This window comes from Actinomadura sp. 1N219 (assembly GCF_044326405.1).
In the GTDB taxonomy this organism is placed as follows: domain Bacteria; phylum Actinomycetota; class Actinomycetes; order Streptosporangiales; family Streptosporangiaceae; genus Spirillospora.
This window is the reverse complement of record NZ_JBIRAY010000014.1, coordinates 48,269-64,183: the sequence shown is the minus strand read 5'-3', so window position 1 is coordinate 64,183 and position 15,915 is coordinate 48,269. Positions and strand designations below refer to the sequence as shown.

The 15,915-nt window shown below is 71.6% G+C and carries 11 protein-coding genes; 2 read left to right on the top strand and 9 right to left on the bottom strand.

Going from position 1 to position 15,915, the window contains the following annotated elements; translation table 11 throughout:
* The first annotated feature begins 63 nt into the window (after positions 1–63).
* Positions 64–786 (top strand): SDR family NAD(P)-dependent oxidoreductase, encoded by a 723-nt coding sequence (locus ACH35V_RS34125; RefSeq protein WP_395978954.1) that lies wholly within the window; start codon positions 64–66, stop codon positions 784–786.
* Positions 787–801: 15 nt separating this feature from the next.
* On the top strand, positions 802–1,302 hold the full coding sequence (locus ACH35V_RS34120; RefSeq protein ID WP_395978952.1) for an SDR family NAD(P)-dependent oxidoreductase: 501 nt from the start codon (positions 802–804) through the stop codon (positions 1,300–1,302).
* 58 nt (positions 1,303–1,360) lie between these two features.
* Here ACH35V_RS34120 and ACH35V_RS34115 read toward each other — a convergent pair whose 3' ends face one another.
* From ACH35V_RS34115 to ACH35V_RS34075, 9 genes are all read right to left on the bottom strand, one after another.
* On the bottom strand, positions 1,361–2,824 hold the full coding sequence (locus ACH35V_RS34115) for an aldehyde dehydrogenase family protein (RefSeq protein ID WP_395978950.1): 1,464 nt from the start codon (positions 2,822–2,824) through the stop codon (positions 1,361–1,363).
* Positions 2,821–4,245 (bottom strand): MmgE/PrpD family protein, encoded by a 1,425-nt coding sequence (locus tag ACH35V_RS34110; RefSeq protein WP_395978948.1) that lies wholly within the window; start codon positions 4,243–4,245, stop codon positions 2,821–2,823. Before ACH35V_RS34110 ends, ACH35V_RS34115 begins: the two co-directional genes overlap by 4 nt.
* Entirely contained in the window at positions 4,245–6,002 is a 1,758-nt protein-coding gene (locus tag ACH35V_RS34105; RefSeq protein WP_395979087.1) for a thiamine pyrophosphate-binding protein, read from the bottom strand. The genes ACH35V_RS34110 and ACH35V_RS34105 overlap by 1 nt, the downstream gene beginning before the upstream one ends.
* A 71-nt stretch (positions 6,003–6,073) precedes the next feature.
* Complete coding sequence (locus ACH35V_RS34100; RefSeq protein WP_395978946.1) at positions 6,074–7,510, bottom strand: MmgE/PrpD family protein; 1,437 nt, start codon at positions 7,508–7,510, stop codon at positions 6,074–6,076.
* 2 nt (positions 7,511–7,512) lie between these two features.
* Positions 7,513–9,144, bottom strand: coding sequence for a hydantoinase B/oxoprolinase family protein (locus ACH35V_RS34095; RefSeq protein WP_395978944.1), 1,632 nt, complete (start codon positions 9,142–9,144; stop codon positions 7,513–7,515).
* 2 nt (positions 9,145–9,146) lie between these two features.
* A complete protein-coding gene (locus tag ACH35V_RS34090; protein ID WP_395978942.1) occupies positions 9,147–11,252 on the bottom strand; it encodes a hydantoinase/oxoprolinase family protein in 2,106 nt (701 codons plus the stop codon).
* Positions 11,249–12,622 (bottom strand): MmgE/PrpD family protein, encoded by a 1,374-nt coding sequence (locus ACH35V_RS34085; RefSeq protein ID WP_395978940.1) that lies wholly within the window; start codon positions 12,620–12,622, stop codon positions 11,249–11,251. Before ACH35V_RS34085 ends, ACH35V_RS34090 begins: the two co-directional genes overlap by 4 nt.
* Positions 12,619–13,761: an acyl-CoA dehydrogenase family protein gene (locus ACH35V_RS34080; RefSeq protein ID WP_395978938.1), complete on the bottom strand. Its 1,143-nt coding sequence runs from the start codon at positions 13,759–13,761 to the stop codon at positions 12,619–12,621. The genes ACH35V_RS34085 and ACH35V_RS34080 overlap by 4 nt, the downstream gene beginning before the upstream one ends.
* Complete coding sequence (locus ACH35V_RS34075; protein ID WP_395978936.1) at positions 13,746–15,854, bottom strand: acetate--CoA ligase family protein; 2,109 nt, start codon at positions 15,852–15,854, stop codon at positions 13,746–13,748. The genes ACH35V_RS34080 and ACH35V_RS34075 overlap by 16 nt, the downstream gene beginning before the upstream one ends.
* Positions 15,855–15,915 lie beyond the last annotated feature (61 nt).

The following is a 15,915-nucleotide window of genomic DNA, read 5'->3' as shown; positions in this document are numbered from 1 at the left end:
AATTCCTCCACAGCGTGGTGTCTGCACCATCGACAGCCCGATTCCACCTCATGAGGAGCACACATGACGCTTACGGGCAAGACAGTCCTGGTGACCGGAGCCAACCGCGGCATCGGAAGGGCGCTGGTCGAGGAGGCGCTGGGCAGGGGCGCCGAACGGGTCTACGCCGGCACACGGCAGGCCCTGAACCCTACGGATGAGCGCGTCACGCCCCTGGTCCTGGACCTGACGGACGCCGCCCAGATCAACCTCGCCGCCGAGACCGTTGATTCGCTCGACGTCCTGATCAACAACGCGGGCGTCTACGGCTATGAAGACCTGGCCGATCGAGCCGCCCTCGAACGGCATCTCGCGGTCAACCTCTTCGGGCCCTACGCCGTCACGCAGGCCCTTCTGCCCCGGCTCATCGAGTCGCAAGGCGCGATCGTCAACGTGCTGTCATTGGCTGCGGTGGCTGCCGTGCCCATCAGTCCCGCGTACTCGATCTCCAAGGCGGCCGCCTTCTCGTTGACGCAGTCCCTGCGCGCCACTCTTCGCGGCCAGAGCGTGGACGTCCACGCCGTACTGCCCGGTCCCGTGGACACCGACATGGTGCGCGACCTCGAGATCCCGAAGGCGTCACCGCAGTCGGTAGCCGCAGCCATTCTCGACGCGCTGGACAAGGGAGAGGACGAGATCTTCCCCGATCCCTTCTCACAGGCGCTTGCCGACAGCTGGAACAGCGGAGCGGTCAAGGCGCTCGAACGTCAGAACGCGGCGCTCGTCAGCGCGGCCCAGAACCAGTAGCGGAAGGGCATACCAATGAGTACGAGTCTGCTGCTCCAGGACAAGACGGCCGTGATCTACGGAGCCGGCGGCGCCATCGGCCACGCCGTCGCCAGAACGTTCGCACGCGAAGGGGCACGCCTCCTTCTCACAGGGCGCACCCTGCCGAAAGCGGAGGCACTGGCCAAGGAGATCGCCGCCGGCGGCGGCGTGGCCGAGGCCGCGCAGGTCAACGAGCACGTGCGCGCCAACTTCCTGACCGCACGCCTTGCCGGCCGGCGCATGGTCGCCGACGGCGCGGGCGTGATAATGACCGTGACCTCGCTTCCCTCCCGGATCGCCAATCCCCTCATGGGTGGCGTGGCCTTGGCGGCATCCACGCCAAGGCCCACGGGATCACTCGCGAACAGTTCCAGGCCATGGTCGCCGAGCGGACACACCGCAAACGCCTGCCGAGCCTCCAGGAAATGGCCGAGGTCGTCACGTTCATCGCCTCGGACCGGGCCGCTGGTATCGCCGGAACCATGGCCAACATGAGCCTCGGAGCCATCCCCGACTAAGACGCCGACAGAGCAGGTTGGAGAAGGGTGAGCCGTTAGAGGCGGATGATTGTTGTTTTTAGTTGGGAGTAGTGGTCTATGGCGGCCATGCCCTTCTCCCTGCCCCAGCCGCTTTGTTTGTAGCCGCCGAATGGGGTTTCTACGCCTCCGGCCTGGTACTCGTTGATGAATACCTGGCCTGCTTCCAGGCGGCGGGCCAGGGCGAGGGCGCGGCCTATGTCGCGGGTGTAGACGCCCGCGGCTAGGCCGTAGGCGGTGCCGTTGGCGATTTCTAGCGCCTCGTCTTCCGTGGTGAACGGGAGGACGCAGACGACTGGGCCGAATATCTCCTCGTTGGCTATCCGCATGTTCGGGCTTACGTCCGTGAACACCGTGGGTTGGACGAAGTAGCCGCGGGCCAGGTCGCCGTCTGTGTAGCGGCTTCCGCCGGTCACGGTGGTGGCGCCCTCTTGGGCGGCGATGTTGATGTAACCCAGGACGCGGTCTAGTTGGGTTTGGGAGATCAGGGGGCCCAGCATTGGGTCGCGCATTCCTGGTCCGACGGTCACCTTGGCTAGGGCGGCGGCTACGCGGTCTAGGACGTCATTTAGGGCGTCTCTGTGGACGACGAGGCGGGTCGCGGCGGAGCAGATCTGGCCCGCGTTGTGGGTCATCGTGCGCAGGACGCTGGCGGCGACGGCGTCCAGGTCGGCGTCGGGGAAGACGATGTTGGCTGATTTGCCGCCCAATTCCAGGCCGACGGGGACTATGCGGTCGGCGGCGGTCTTGGCGACCAGGCGTCCTGTTTCGACTGAGCCTGTAAAGGAGATGCGGCGGACGAAGGGGTGCTCGACCAGGGCTTGCCCTGCCTCTTCGCCTAGGCCGGTGACTACGTTGAGGATGCCGGGTGGGAGTCCGGCTTCCAAGGCCAATTTGCCTAGGCGGACGGCCGTTAGTGGGGTCTCCTCGGCCGGCTTCAAGACGACTGCGTTGCCGATGGTTAGAGCGGGGGCCGCGGCGCGGGCGGCCTGGTTCAGTGGCGCGTTCCACGGGACGATGACGCCCACCACGCCGTACGGCTCCTTGGTCGTGACGGCCATGTGGTCGGCATCCAGGGGGAGGTGGCTGCCTTCGACCTTGTCGCAGATCCCGGCGTAGTACTCGAAGTAGCGGGCGGCCAGCTCGACGTCCCGCTTGCCCTGGCTGATCGGCTTGCCCGAGTCGAGGGTCTCCAGCATCGCGAGCTGGTCCATGTCGTCCAGGAGGAGGCGGCCCAGGTGGGCGAGGGCCCGGCCTCGCTCGTGCGGCTTGCGGCGCGACCAGTCCGGTGCGCGGTATGCCTGGTGTGCGGAGGTCACGGCCGCGTCCACGTCGGGGGCGGCGCCGCGGGGGACCTCGGCGAGCGGTTCGCCGGTGGACGGGTCGTAGGTGGTCAGCCACTCGCCCGACCAGGCGGGGACGGCCCGGCCTGCGATGATCATGTTGTGGCGGTCGGGGACGACGGCCTGCGCGGCACTCATCTCGGGCTCCCTAGGGCGGCGTCGGCAGCGGCCATGGCGGCGGTGAACTCCGTGAGGGACGGGGCCGTCGCCAGACCTCGGAGGGCGTCCAGCAGCCGCTCGGCCTGAGCCGCGCCGGTCACGTCGTGGACGCAGTCGCGGAACTTGGCGGCGATGTCGTCCGCCCGCATCGGGTTGCCGGGGCTTCCGATGTTGTGGTGGAGGTGTTCCTCGTGGCGGGTGCCGTCGGCCAATTCGACGCGAACGCCGCCGGGAAATGCGGCTGGGTATTCGGTGTATTCGAGGATTTCGTAGTCGACGCGGCCGGCCACGTCCAGGACGGCGGGGTCGGTTAGGCGCTCGGCGTTGAAGCTGTCCACACCGAGCGCGCCGTCTACGACCGTGAGGGCCAGGGCGAAGGGGAGGCTGAACCGCGCGTCATAGACGGTGCGTGGCGTGTGCTTGTCGGCGAGGGGCTCGCAGACCAGGTGTAGGTAGGCGGAGGGGACCAGGGCGGTGAATCGGCGGACGTCTTCGGGATTGAGGGCCAGGCGGTCGCGGAGTGCACGCCAGGCGTCGACGGTGGCGTGGATGCAGTGTCCGGCCGGATAGGGCTTGGTGGAGACGCCGGTTCCCGTCCATTGTCGGCCGAGTCCCGCGAAGGCGTTGGCCGCGTCGTCCTTTGCTTCGACGGATGCGAACGCCTTGAGGAGACCGGACGGGCCTTCCAGGACGGTGGCCGGGCCTGTGGCTCCGTGCCGGGCCAGCTTCGCGGCGGTGACCGCGCCCTTGGCTGCCCAGCCTGGGTGCATCTGCTTGGCGTCGGAGCCGTCCGAGAAGAACTCCATCAGGCCCGAGGCCATGCTGCCGGCGAGGCCGGCGGCGCTGACGGCTTCGCTTGTTGACAGGCCGAGGAGGCGGGCGGCCACTGCGGTGGCCGGGATGATTCCCAGGACGGACGTCGGGTGGAAGCCGCGTTGCTGAAGGGGTTTGCCCGGTGCCAAGGTGCCCAGGCGGGCGGCGAGTTCGTAGCCGATGGCGGCGGCGGCCAGGACGTCTCGGCCGGACGCGCCCGTTTCTTCGCCGACCGCGAGTGCGGTGGGGACGATCACCACGCTCGGATGGATCATCGAGGCGGTGTGCGTGTCGTCGTAGTCCATGCCGTGCGCGAGCATGCCGTTGGCGAAGCAGGCGTCGGCGGCGCGGGCCTGCCGTCCGCCCGATCCCCAGATCGAGGCGGGACCGGGGGCGGGCTCCTCCAGGGTTAGGCGCGCGGCTGCTACGCCTAGGCCGCGGCCAGCGCAGGCCAGGGCCACGCCGACTGTGTCGGTGAAGCGAAGTGACGTCCAGTCGAGCAGTTCGTCGGGGACGTCGCCGGACGGGTGGTCGAGCGCGAAGTCGAGCATCCGCTCGGACAGAGTCGGTTCCCGGGGGCCGCCCATCAGACGGGTGGGTGCGCTAGGCCGCGCTCGGCGAAGTCGGACGGGTACTTGTAGTGGACGGCCCGGTAGCCCTCGCTCTCCGGGTCGATGTCCACGTCGATGACCGTGGGGGCGCCGCTGTCCAGGGCCTTGCGGAGCGCGTCCTTGATCTCGCCGGGCGCCCGGACGCGGATGCCCTGCGCGCCCATCACCCGGGCCCAGTCCGCGAAGTCGATCTCGTGGCGCTTGCCGTCGCCGGTGTCGACGTAGTCGGTCAGGGAGTGGCGGCCGTAGATCTTCAGCATCTGCTCGCGCTCGATCTGGAGCGTGCCGTTGCTGAGCACGACCACGACGATCGGGACGCCCTGTTCGACGGCCGTGAGCAGGGCCGAGCCGGTCATCGTGAACGATCCGTCGCCGAGGACGGCGATGGTGGGCTGGTCGGGGCGGGCGAGCGCGGCGCCCACTGCGCCCGGCAGCGTCCAGCCCATGCGGTGGAAGAAGCCGGAGTGGATGTAGTGGCGGCTCAGGGCGCGCAGGAACGGCGGGCCGAACGAGAGGGAGTGGCCGGTGTCGAACAGGACGGTGGCGTCCGGGGCCTGTTCGGCGACCACGTCCGACAGGTCGGAGAACACGCGGGCGTAGCCCATCGGGGCGGCGTCGGAGGTGCGCAGTGGTGCGACCTCCGCCTCCCATTTGGCGCGGAGTCGCCCGAGGTGTTCCAGCCAGGCCGTGCGGTCGGCCTGCGGGCGCTCGGCCAGGGCGGACGCGAGGCCGAGGAGGGCCGTTCTCGCGTCGGAGACGATGGCGACGTCGGTCGGGTAGACGCGGGCGAGTTCGCCGTCGTCGATGTCGATGTGGACGAGCTTGGTGTCGCCCGGGATGTCGTGCAGCGTCCAGCCGCCGGTGTCGATGTCGCCGAACCTGGTGCCGACGCCGATGAGGACGTCGCATTCGCGGGCGGCCTGGTTGGCCTGGAGCGTTCCGGCGCGGCCGACGCAGCCGAGTGAGAGTGGGTGGTCCTCGGGGATCGCGCCCTTGCCGGGCGTCGCCGTCTCGACCGGGATGGAGAAGCGTTCGGCCAGGTCGGCCAGTTCCTTCCAGGCGCGTGCGTTGTGGATGCCGCTGCTGACCGACAGGAGGGGCCGTTCGGCGGAGGCGATCAGCTCGGCCGCCTCGTCGAGGGCCTGCGGGTCGGGGCCTGGACGGGCGATCCGCGTCCAGCGGGCCAGGTCGGGGACGCCGCGCACCTCGACCTCGGTGTGCTGGATGTCGAACGGGAGCTGCACGACGACCGGGCCGGGACGTCCGCTGATCGCGGTCTTGTAGGCGCGGAGCACCATTTCGAGCGCGTTGTCTGGGCGAGTGACGCTGAACGACGCCTTCGTCAGCGGCTTGAGCGTGAGCGGCCACTCCTCGGGGCCGTAGCGGTAGACCTCTTCGATGCCGCCGCGTCCGTACCACTGCGTGGCTCCCCCGCCCGCCAGCACCAGCAGAGCCGATGAGTCGAAGAACGCGGACGCCACCGCCGGGGTGATGTTGGCGCTGCCCGGACCGACCGATGTGGTGACGACCGCCATGGGGGGCTCGCGGCGGCTGCGCCAGTAGCAGTCCGCCATGTGGACGGCGTGGTCCTCGCTGCGGGCGGCGATGGTGCGGATCCCGGTCTCGTGGACGAGCGAGTCGAGGAGCTTCCAGTTGCCGTGGCCGTTGTAGCCGAAGCAGAACTCCGTGCCCGCCGACTCCAGCGCCTTCGCGATCACCGTGGCCAGTTGCATCCGCACCGCGACGCACCTCCGCTTCCCGACGTTTAAGCAAACAGAGAATATTGTATAGACAATTGAGCGATCTAGACAGGGGCGCGGGGAAGGACGCGGGCGAGGGCGCTCATCGACGGGAGCGACAGCACTTCGCGAATCGTCTCGACCGCCGCGTCCGTCCCGTCCCAGGCGGGCAGCGCGAACGCCGCGCAGTCCCGGAACTTCGCCGCCACGTCCGCGAAGTCCATCGGGGCCTGGGGATGTCCCTTCACGACCGTTGCCCGCCTGGTGATCGCGTTGCCGTCGCGCAGCCTGATCGTGACGTGCGCCGGCATGGGGAGCGAGCCTCGATTCGTCGCCCGCTCTCCATTTAGGTCGGGCCTGATGACTACGCGGTCTACGACGTCCAGCACTCGCGGGTCGTCCAGTGCCACCGGGACGAAGTGCTCCGGGCCGACGCGGCCGTGCACGGCGGCCACCGCCACCGCGTACGGCATGCTGAACTGCGCCGCCGCCTGGGTGGCCGGACGGCGTTTCGCGTCGTCGGGCGCGCAGGCGAGGTCGTACGCCTCGCGGTCGGTGACGTCCACCTCGATCGAGGCGATCCGGTCGGCCGCCCCTTTCGCGCGACCGTTCAGATCCCGCATCGCATCCAAGGTCGCCGAGATGGACGTGTGCGTGAACTTGCAGCACGGGTACAGCGGCTTGATGCTCGACTCCAGGACCCGCCACTCGGTGCCTAGGCCCGTGGTGATTTCGTCAGGGGCGTACTGGCCCCGGTGGTTGGTGAAGTAGTAGCCGAACCTGCCCTCCAGGACGTCGATGTCCGGTGCCGAGCCGGTGATGCCGCGTTCGGCCATCACCGCCGCCAGCACACCGGCCTGCGCGGAGAGACCCTGTCCCAGGCTCACCGTGTGCGCTCCGGACAGGAACGCCTGCTGCTTTCCGCAGAGCATCGACAATGCGATCCCCATCGCATGACGGGCCCGTTCCTCGGAAAGGCGCATCAGCCGGGCGGACGTCAGAGCGGCGCCGAACGTCCCGCACTCGTACGTCCTGGACGCGCCGGTGACGCTGAACGACTCGCGCGGAGCCAAGGCCAACCGGCACACGGCTTCCGCGCCGATGGCGATCGCGGTCAGGAGTTCGCGGCCGCTCACCGTCCGGCGGCCGGACGCCTCCACCGCCTCCGCGACGGCCAGCGCGGCGGGCACGACGCTTCCGCTGACGTGGCAGAAGGCGTGTTCGAGGACGTCGTCGAGGTCCCACGCGCGGGCGCAGGTCGCGTTGGCCAGCGCGGCATGGTGGAGCGGGACGCGCGCTCCGGTGGCGTGGACCGTGGCCTCCGGACGTCCGCCCCAGTGGGTCACCAGGTCGGCTACCTGACGTGCGCCGTCCGCCGACAGTCCGGCGGTCTGCGCGGCGAGGGTGTCGAGCAGGGCCAGCCGCATCCGGTCCATGACCTGCGGCGGGGGCTTCGTCTCCGGGTCGCGGGCCCAGGCGATCAGTGCGTCGGTCGAGCCCATGGTCACTCCGCGGGGACGAGGCCGTCGGCGATGTCCGCCGCTACGAGGCGCGGGTCTCGTTCTTCCGGGTCTCCGTAGCCGCCGCCTCCGGGGAGCTCGAAGGCCAGCACGTCGCCCGCGGCAAGGGTGACCTGGCTGCCGATGTCGATGCGGTCGCCGTTCAGCTCGACGCGGGCGGCGAAGCTTCCCTCGCCGCCGAGCGCGCCCCGCACGGGGACGCCCAGCCGTCCGCCGCGCAGCCCGGCCAGGACCGTCCCGCGCGGGCCGAGGTCGCCGTCGAGGACCTCGATCTCCACGCGCTGCCCGAGGCCGCCGCGGAACTTGCCGCGTCCGCCCGAGCCGGGCAGCAGCCGTTTGCAGCGGATGAGCAGGGGCGCGTCGCTCTCGATGATCTCGATCGGGATGTTCGCGCAGTTGGCGGGGAACGAGATGCAGCTCAGGCCGTCCTGCGTCGCGAGCGCACCCATGCCGCCGTGCATGGTGACGATGGTGAAGAACGTGCCGCCGTCCGCGCGCTCCCCCACCAGGTTGCAGTAGGCGAGCGGGGTGGCGCCGGACGGTGCGAGGATCCGGTCCGGGACGATCCCGCTGAGCGCCTCCATGATCAGCTCGGGCAGCATGTGCGCGATCATCGTCCGGCCCCAGGTCGCGGCCGGGCGGTACGGGTTCAGCACGCTGCCCTCCGGCGCCACGATCCGGACGGGACGCAGCGAGCCGCCGTTGTTGGGCACCAGCGGGTCCAGCAGGCATTTGAGGATGTAGAAGGAGTACGAGCGGGTCATGTTGAGGGTGACGTTGACGGCCCTCGGCACCTGGGCGGTCGTGCCGGAGTAGTCGAGGGTCAGCTCGTCCCCCGCGATGGTCAGGCGCAGCGCTACTCGCACTGGGTCGGTCAATCCGGGGATGTCGAGGGAGATCTCGCTGGATGCCTCGCCGTCCGGGAGGGCGGTGATGGCGGCGCGCATGCTCGCCTCCGACCGGCCGGTGATCTCGGCGCTGAGCGGCTCCAGCGCCGCCAGGTCGTTCTCGGCCATGAACGCGGCGACCCGCTCCGCCATCAGCGCGTTCGCCGAGACCTGGGCGCGCAGGTCGCCGACGACCTTGTCCGGCTCCCGGACGTTGACGCGGATGAAGTCGAACACCATGGTCGGCTCGCCCCGCTCGTACAGGAGGGTGAGCGGGATCTTCAGGCCCTCCTCGTACATGTCGCGGCTCTCGATCGTGGCGTGCCGTCCGCCGACGTTGAGGTGGTGCGCGGAGCACGCGACGTACCCGGCCAGTCGGTCCCGGTGGAAGACCGGCGCGAGGACGGTGATGTCGATCAGGTGGCCGCTGCCCGTCCACGGGTCGTTGAGGATCAGGACGTCGCCGGGCCGCAGCGTCTCCATCGGGTACTCGGCCATCGCGTTCGGCACCACGAACGGCAGCACGCCCAGCAGGCCGGGCGTCGACCGCGACGAATGGACGAGCATCGTCCCCTCGCTGTCGAAAACGACGCACGCGTAGTCGAGGAAGTCGCGGATGACGCTGGAGAACGACGCGCGCACCAGCGTCGTCGCGGCCTCGTCGGTGATGCTCTGCAGCCGCCGCCACGAGGTCTCGACGCGGACGGGATCCGGCACGGGCACGGCCACGGTCACGCCCCTTTCACATCGATGCTGATGATGCCGAGGTCGCCGATGGTGGCGGTGGCGGCCCGGTCGAGGACGGTGGTCGTCTCCCGCTCCTGGACGAGAGCGGGCCCGGCCACCGTCATCCCGGGCTCCAGCAGCGCCCGGTCGTAGACAGGGCAGTTGGTCTCGCCTTCCGGGAAATGCACTTTGCGGTGGCCTTTCAGGGCTTCCGATACCGCACGTCCGGTGGCGGCGGGTGTCGGGAGGCGGACGGTGTCGTCGTCCTCGCCGGTGAGGGTGGCGCGCAGGCGCAGGTTCATCGTCTCCACGGCCACGTCGTCGTACGAGCGGCGGTAGCGGCTCTCGTACGCGGACTTGAACTGCGCGGTCACCTCGTCCGACGACAGGGCGCGCCAGTCGTCGCCGCCCGGCAATCCGACGCTGACCTCGAAACCCTGGCCCACGTAGCGCATATCTGCCCAGCGCGTGTATGTGACGTGCCCGCCGTCGCCGTCCGGCAGGAATTGGGCCGCCGACTTCTCCATTTGGCGGAACAGGTCGTCGATCAGGTTCAGGTCGAGCCTGTCGGTCTTCACCTTGTAGGTCTGCGACGTCTCGAAGGTGGCGGGGGCGAGGATGAGGCCGAGCGCCGACATCACCCCGGCCGCCGGAGGGATCAGCACGCGCGGGCTGCCCAGCTTCCGCGCCAGGCCCACCGCGTGCACCGGCCCGGCCCCGCCGTAGGCGACGACCGGCAGCCGGGACGGCTCCACGCCCATCTCCGCGAGATGGACGCGGGCGGCGGCCACCATCGACTCCTCCGCCGCCTCCCGGATCGCGTGCGCGGTCGCGACGGCGTCGAGCCCGAGCGGTGCGCCGAGCGCCGCGACCGCGGCGGCGGCCAGGTCGGCGCGCAGCGGCATCTCGCCGCCGAGGAAATGGTCCGGGTCGAGGTGGCCGAGGACGAGGTCGGCGTCCGTCACGGTCGGCCGGTCGCCGCCGCGCCCGTACGCCGCCGGACCTGGCACGGAACCCGCCGAGCGCGGGCCGACCTTGATGAGGCCGAGGCTGTCGATGTGCGCGATGCTGCCGCCGCCCGTGCCGATCTCCAGCAGGTCGAGCACCGGCGTGCAGACCGGGATGCCCGAGCCCGGACGGAAATGGGCGGTGCGCGCGACCTCGTAGTCGTGGGTGAGCGCCGCCTGGCCGTCGACGACCGCGGCGACCTTCGCGGTCGTCCCGCCCATGTCGAAGGCGAGCAGGTCGCCGACCCCGGCCCGCGCGCCGATCCTCGCCGCCGCCATCACGCCCCCGGCCGGGCCGGACTCCACGACGCGGACCGGGAACGTCCTCGCGACCTCCAGCGGGATGACGCCGCCGGTCGACTGCATGACGTAGAAGTTCCCGGCGAAGCCGCGCTCGTCCAGCGCCTTCCGGAGCCGTCGCAGGTAGTTCGCCAGCAGCGGCTGGACGTAGGCGTTCGCGACCGTCGTGCTCGTCCGCTCGTACTCGCGCACCTCCGGCAGCACCTCGGACGACAGCGAAACCCACAGGTCGGGACGCCGCTCCCGGACGATCCGCGCCACCTCCCGCTCGTGGTCGCCGTCCGTGTAGGAGTGCAGGAGGCAGATCGCCACCGACTCGACGTCCTCGGCGGCGAACTCGTCCACGATGGCGCGGACCTGGTCCGCATCGACCGGGACGAGTTCCCGGCCGCTGGCATGCAGCCGCTCCCGGACGCCATGCCGCAACCGGCGCGGCACCAGCGGACGCGGGAACGCCAACTCCAGGTCGTAGGCGTCGTAGCGGACCTCCCGGCGGATCTCCAGGACGTCCTCGAACCCCTCGGTCGTGAGGAGCGCGGTCGTGCCGCCGGTGCGCTCGATCAGCGCGTTGATCACCAGGGTGGTGCCGTGGGTGAGGATCTCCGTCCGCTCCAGCAGGTCGGGGCGCGCGGCGCGGAGCACGTCGATGCCTTCCACGACGGCTCGGGACGGGTCGTCGGGGGTGGTGAGGCGTTTCTCCAGGGTGATCTGGCCTGTCTCCACGTCCAGGACGACGAAGTCGGTGAACGTGCCGCCTATGTCTGTGCCGATTCGGAGGGTGTCGATGCGGGAGGTGTCGGTCATGCGGGTTCTCCGAGGGATCCGAGGCCGTGGGTCAGGGGGGCGAGGTCGGTGAACGCCCAGGCGGCGCGCAGCACCTCCTCGGACCTCGCCGGTCCCAGCACGGGCGCGCACAGGGTGCGGAACTTCGCGTCCAGGGCGTCGTCGTCCAGGGGGTTGGACGGCTCGCCGTAGGGCTGGTCTACGCGGAGGCGCAGGTCGGGCCGCCCGTCCTGGCGGATCCGCACGGCGGTCGGACGTTGCGCGGGGTAGATCCGGTCGAAGTCCTTGTCGGCACTGACGTGGACGGCCGCAATAAGGCGGGTCACGTCGGGGGCGGTGCGGCGGTCGGCCGCGAACTGCGCGAGGCCCAGCTCGCCGTCGCACAGGGCTGCGGCGACCGTGTACGGCATGCTCATCTGCGCGCCGAGCAGCGTCCCCACGTCGGTGCCGTCGTAGCGGGCGGCGATCGAGTACGTCTCCACCTCGACGGCGGTTACGGTCTCGGGTCGGAGATCGTGCTCGGCGCGCAGCTTCAACACGGCGTCCACCGCGCCGTGCACGTGGCGGCAGCACGGGTACGGCTTGACGGACGTCCGCTGCATCGCCCACCACGAACCGAGGCCGCGGAGCAGCACGTCCGGGTCCCATTCGTTCTGGGCGAAGGCGGCGAAATAGCCTTCCGGGCCTTCGAGAACAGTGGGCGGGCCCGCGAGCCCTTCGGCCGCGAGGAGGGCGGAGAGGAGACCGTCGCGGGCGGCCATCCCGGCGTGCAGCCGCTTGACCGGAGAGCCGTGCCGGAGGAATTCCGACAGGCCGCCCGCGTGGGAACCGGCCAGGCCGAGTGCGCTCGCGACGTCCTCCGCGGACAGCCGCAGCAGCACCGAGCATCCGGCCGCCGCGCCGAAGACCCCGGCCAGCGGCGTGTTGTGGAATCCGCGCCGCCACGTCGCCGGGTGCGCGGCGGCGGCCACCCGGCACGCCACCTCGACGGCGACGGCGACCGCCGCGAGCGTCCTGGCGGGCTCGGAGCGCTCCTGCTCGGCCAGCGCCAGCACCGCCGGGAGCGTGGACGAGCTGGGATGGGACGCGCCCGGCGTGTAGCCGTCGTCCAGTTCGAGGGCGTGCGCGGCCGTGCCGTTGGCCATCGCCGCCCCGGCCGCGGAGGCGAGCCCCTCCCCCACGATCGTCGCCTGCGAGCCGGGATAGGCGTCCACGACGTGGCGGCGCACCGTCGCGGCGACCGGGAAGGTGGCGCCGACGACGGTCGCCGCGAGGTAGTCGACCACCAGCCGCCGGGCGGCGTGCGCGACTTCCGCGGGCAGTGGAGCCTCCGCGACGGAAGCCGTCCAGCGGGCGATCTCCCAGGTGGCGCCCTCGGCGTCGTCGGTCATGACGGCACGCGCTGGCTGAAGCGGCGGTCGAAGATGCCCTCGGCGAGCCGGTTCCGCAGCATCTCCACCGTCCCGCCGGCGATCATCCAGCCGCGGATCCTGCGGACCATGTACTCCAGCGGCAGCTCGGTCGAGTACCCGGACGCGCCGAGCATCTGCAGCGCGTCGTTGGCGACCCGGAACGCCGCCTCGTTCGCGTAGAGCTTCGCCATCGTCGCCTCCATCGGGTCCGGGGGCCCGGCCGCCGCCCCGGCGGCCGCGCGGTAGACCAGCAGGCGGGCGGCTTCGAGCTGGACGTACATGTCGGCGAACTTCCACTGCAGTCCCTGGAACTCGCACAGCGGGCGTCCGAACTGCTCGCGGGTCTTGGCGTGCTCCACCGCCCGTTCGAACGCCGACTGCGCCAGCGCCAGCGCGCGAACGGCGTTCCCGACCCGCTCGATCCCGAAGACGGTCATCAGGCGGCGGAGCGCGTCGTGGTCGGCGAGGACGTTGTGCCGGGGCACGCGGCAGCCGTCCAGGTAGGAGGTGCAGTGCGGCTCGCCGGACATGTAGTGCTCGGTCGCCCCGCGCGTGAAGCCCGGCGCGTCGGCCGGGACGACGACCGCGCCGATGTCCCGGCTGGACGGCCCGAACCGGCACCACAGCACGAGATGGGTGGCTTCCGGGCCGTGCGACGTCCAGCATTTCTGGCCGTCGAGGACCACCTCGTCGCCGTCGTACCGCGCGGTCGTGAGCATCTCGGTCAGCGCCGAGCCGGCGCCCGGCTCGCTCATCCCGGCCGAGATGAGCGCCTCGCCGGACAGCAGGCGCGGCAGCAGCTCCGCCTTCAGCTTCGCCGAGCCCAGCATGGCGACCTGGCGGATGGCGCCGAAGTTGGTGGCCTGCACCGCGTCCCCGCTGTGCGGGCAGACCTTGCTGACGGCCTCCATGACGAGGACGGCGTCGAGCAGCGTGCCGCCCTGCCCGCCGTCCCTCTCGTCGATCATGATGCCGGTGAGCCCGGCGGCGGCGAGGTCGCGGGCGCTGTCCCAGGCGTACCCGGTGCGCTTGAACGCCGTCGCGGCGAACCGGTCCTCGGCGAGCCGCCGGGCCGAGTCGCGCAGGGCGCGCTGCTCCGGCGTTAGTGTGAACTCCATGAGCCCTCCCTGAGCTTGCCGGCCGCGCGCACCACGGCGGCCAGGGCGTCCATCGTGCGGTCGGGGGCGTCCAGGACCGGGATCCCGGCGGCGGCGTACGTCGCCATCCCGGCGGGCGCCAGCGAATCGGCGCCGAAGCGGGCCACGTACAGCGGGATCGAGATCCGCTGCCGGACGGCCACCACCACCTTCGCGGTCAGCTCGGCGCCGGGGTCGGCGTTGGTGGTGAGCTGCACCAGGGCGGCGTCGTAGCGGGAGTCGTCCAGGGCGTGCTCCAGCACCTCGCCGAGCACCTCGGGACGCCCGATGATCTGCGCGCTCATGTCGAGCGGGTTGACGGGGGCGACGAAGTCGGGCAGCACGCCCGCGACGCGCTCGCGGACGCCGTCCGGGAACGGGGGCAGCGCGATCCCGCCCGTCTCGGCCCCGTCCGCGATGATCGTGCAGGCGCCGCCGGACGCCGCGACGGCCAGCAGCCGGTTCCCGCGCGGCAGCCCGCCCGACGACGCGAGGATCAGCGCGTCCTGCAGCACCCGGAGGGACGGCACCCGGGTGGCGGACGCGGCGTCCAGGACGGCGGCGCGCAGCCGGTGCGAGCCGACCAGCGCGCCGGTGTGGCTGCGGGTCGCCGCCCGCGCCCCCTGGCTGCGGACCATGTTGAAGGCGAACAGCGGCTTGCCGCGGGCGGCCAGCTCGCGTCCGGCGCGGATCAGCCGGTCGCCGTCGGTGACGTTCTCCAGCAGCAGCCCGACGACCTCCGTCTTCGGGTCGTGCGCGAGCCACTCCAGGTAGGCGGCGACGTCCAGGTCCGCCTCGTTGCCGAGGTGGACCCAGCGCGACAGCCCGACGCCCTGCTCCATCAGCCGGGACGCGACGCAGCTGCCGAGCGCCCCCGAGCTGCTGACCAGCGCGACCCCGCCCGCCGCCAGCTCGTCGGCCTCCAGCGCGCCGGACAGCGACGCCGCCATCCCCGTCTCCGGGACGACGACGCCCATCGAGTTCGGCCCGGCCAGCGGGATGCCCGCGTCATGGAAGATCGCGGCGACCTCGCGCTGGAGCCGCTCGCCGTCCGCGCCCGTCTCGGCGAACCCCGAGCTGTGCACGATCGCGGCGCCGACTCCGAGCGCGGCGGCCTCGCGGGCGACGTCCGGCACGGCCTTGGCCGGGACGGCGATGCTGACCAGGTCGGGGACGCCGGGGACCGCGGCGAGGCTGCGGTGGCGCGGGCGGCCGCCGATCTCGCCGCCGGACGGGTGGACGGCGTCGACCCGTCCGCTGAAGCCCTTCTCGGTCAGGTAGCGGTAGATCCGCGCGCCGGTCTTCGCGGGGTCGTCGGAGACGCCGACGACCGCGATGTGGCGGGGGCGCAGCAGCGGGTCGAGCCGCGCGGGTCCGCCGCCGGGCCCGGCGCGGGCGGCCGGACGGGCGGGCGGCGCGTCGATCGTGGCCATGCGGGCGTCGACGGCGATCACCCCCTCGCCGAGGCGGCCCATCAGCACCGGGTTCAGGTCGAGTTCGCCGATGTCGGGACGCCGTTCCGCCAGGTCTGACAGGGCGACGAGGAGGTCGACCAGCGCGGGGACGTCCAGCGCCGGGGAGCCGCGGTGCCCCGCCAGGAGGCGGTGGAGGGGGTGGCGGCGCACGAGGTCCTCGGCGGCGGCGCGGTCGAGCGGGACGAGCGCGTCCACGGCGTCGGCGATGACCTCGGTGTGGATGCCGCCCGTCCCGACGACGACCACGGCGCCGACGCCGGGCTCGCGGCGCAGGCCCGCCAGCATCTCGTGCCCTTCGTGCTGCCGCTGGACGATCAGCGGCAGCGCCCGCGCGCCCAGCCGGGAGAGCAGGCCGGCGGCGGCCGTCCGCACCTCGCCGGGGCCGCTCAGCCCGAGGACGACCCCGCCGTCGTCGGTCTTGTGCTCCAGGCCGCCCGCCTTGAGCACGAGCCGGGCGCCGGGCAGGGCGCCCGCGGGGGCGCCGAGACCGGCGGCGGCGCGGGCCGCCTCGTCGGCGTCGGCGGCCAGTCGCGACACCGCCACCGGAATCCCGGCCTGAGCCAGCAGCGTGAAGAGCTCAGGCTCGGAGAAGTCGACCATGCGAGGACCTCGTTCTGTGCGCGATGTCGTCTCTAGACTATATTCTATGTGATCGACGCGG

Bases quoted from the DNA above. Each gene is read 5' to 3' on its own strand.
- ACH35V_RS34125 (WP_395978954.1), top strand. From the start codon at position 64: ATGACGCTTACGGGCAAGACAGTCCTGGTGACCGGAGCCAACCGCGGC.
- ACH35V_RS34120 (WP_395978952.1), top strand. From the start codon at position 802: ATGAGTACGAGTCTGCTGCTCCAGGACAAGACGGCCGTGATCTACGGA.
- ACH35V_RS34115 (WP_395978950.1), bottom strand. From the start codon at position 2,824: ATGAGTGCCGCGCAGGCCGTCGTCCCCGACCGCCACAACATGATCATC.
- ACH35V_RS34110 (WP_395978948.1), bottom strand. From the start codon at position 4,245: ATGGGCGGCCCCCGGGAACCGACTCTGTCCGAGCGGATGCTCGACTTC.
- ACH35V_RS34105 (WP_395979087.1), bottom strand. From the start codon at position 6,002: ATGCAACTGGCCACGGTGATCGCGAAGGCGCTGGAGTCGGCGGGCACG.
- ACH35V_RS34100 (WP_395978946.1), bottom strand. From the start codon at position 7,510: ATGGGCTCGACCGACGCACTGATCGCCTGGGCCCGCGACCCGGAGACG.
- ACH35V_RS34090 (WP_395978942.1), bottom strand. From the start codon at position 11,252: ATGACCGACACCTCCCGCATCGACACCCTCCGAATCGGCACAGACATA.
- ACH35V_RS34085 (WP_395978940.1), bottom strand. From the start codon at position 12,622: ATGACCGACGACGCCGAGGGCGCCACCTGGGAGATCGCCCGCTGGACG.
- ACH35V_RS34080 (WP_395978938.1), bottom strand. From the start codon at position 13,761: ATGGAGTTCACACTAACGCCGGAGCAGCGCGCCCTGCGCGACTCGGCC.
- ACH35V_RS34075 (WP_395978936.1), bottom strand. From the start codon at position 15,854: ATGGTCGACTTCTCCGAGCCTGAGCTCTTCACGCTGCTGGCTCAGGCC.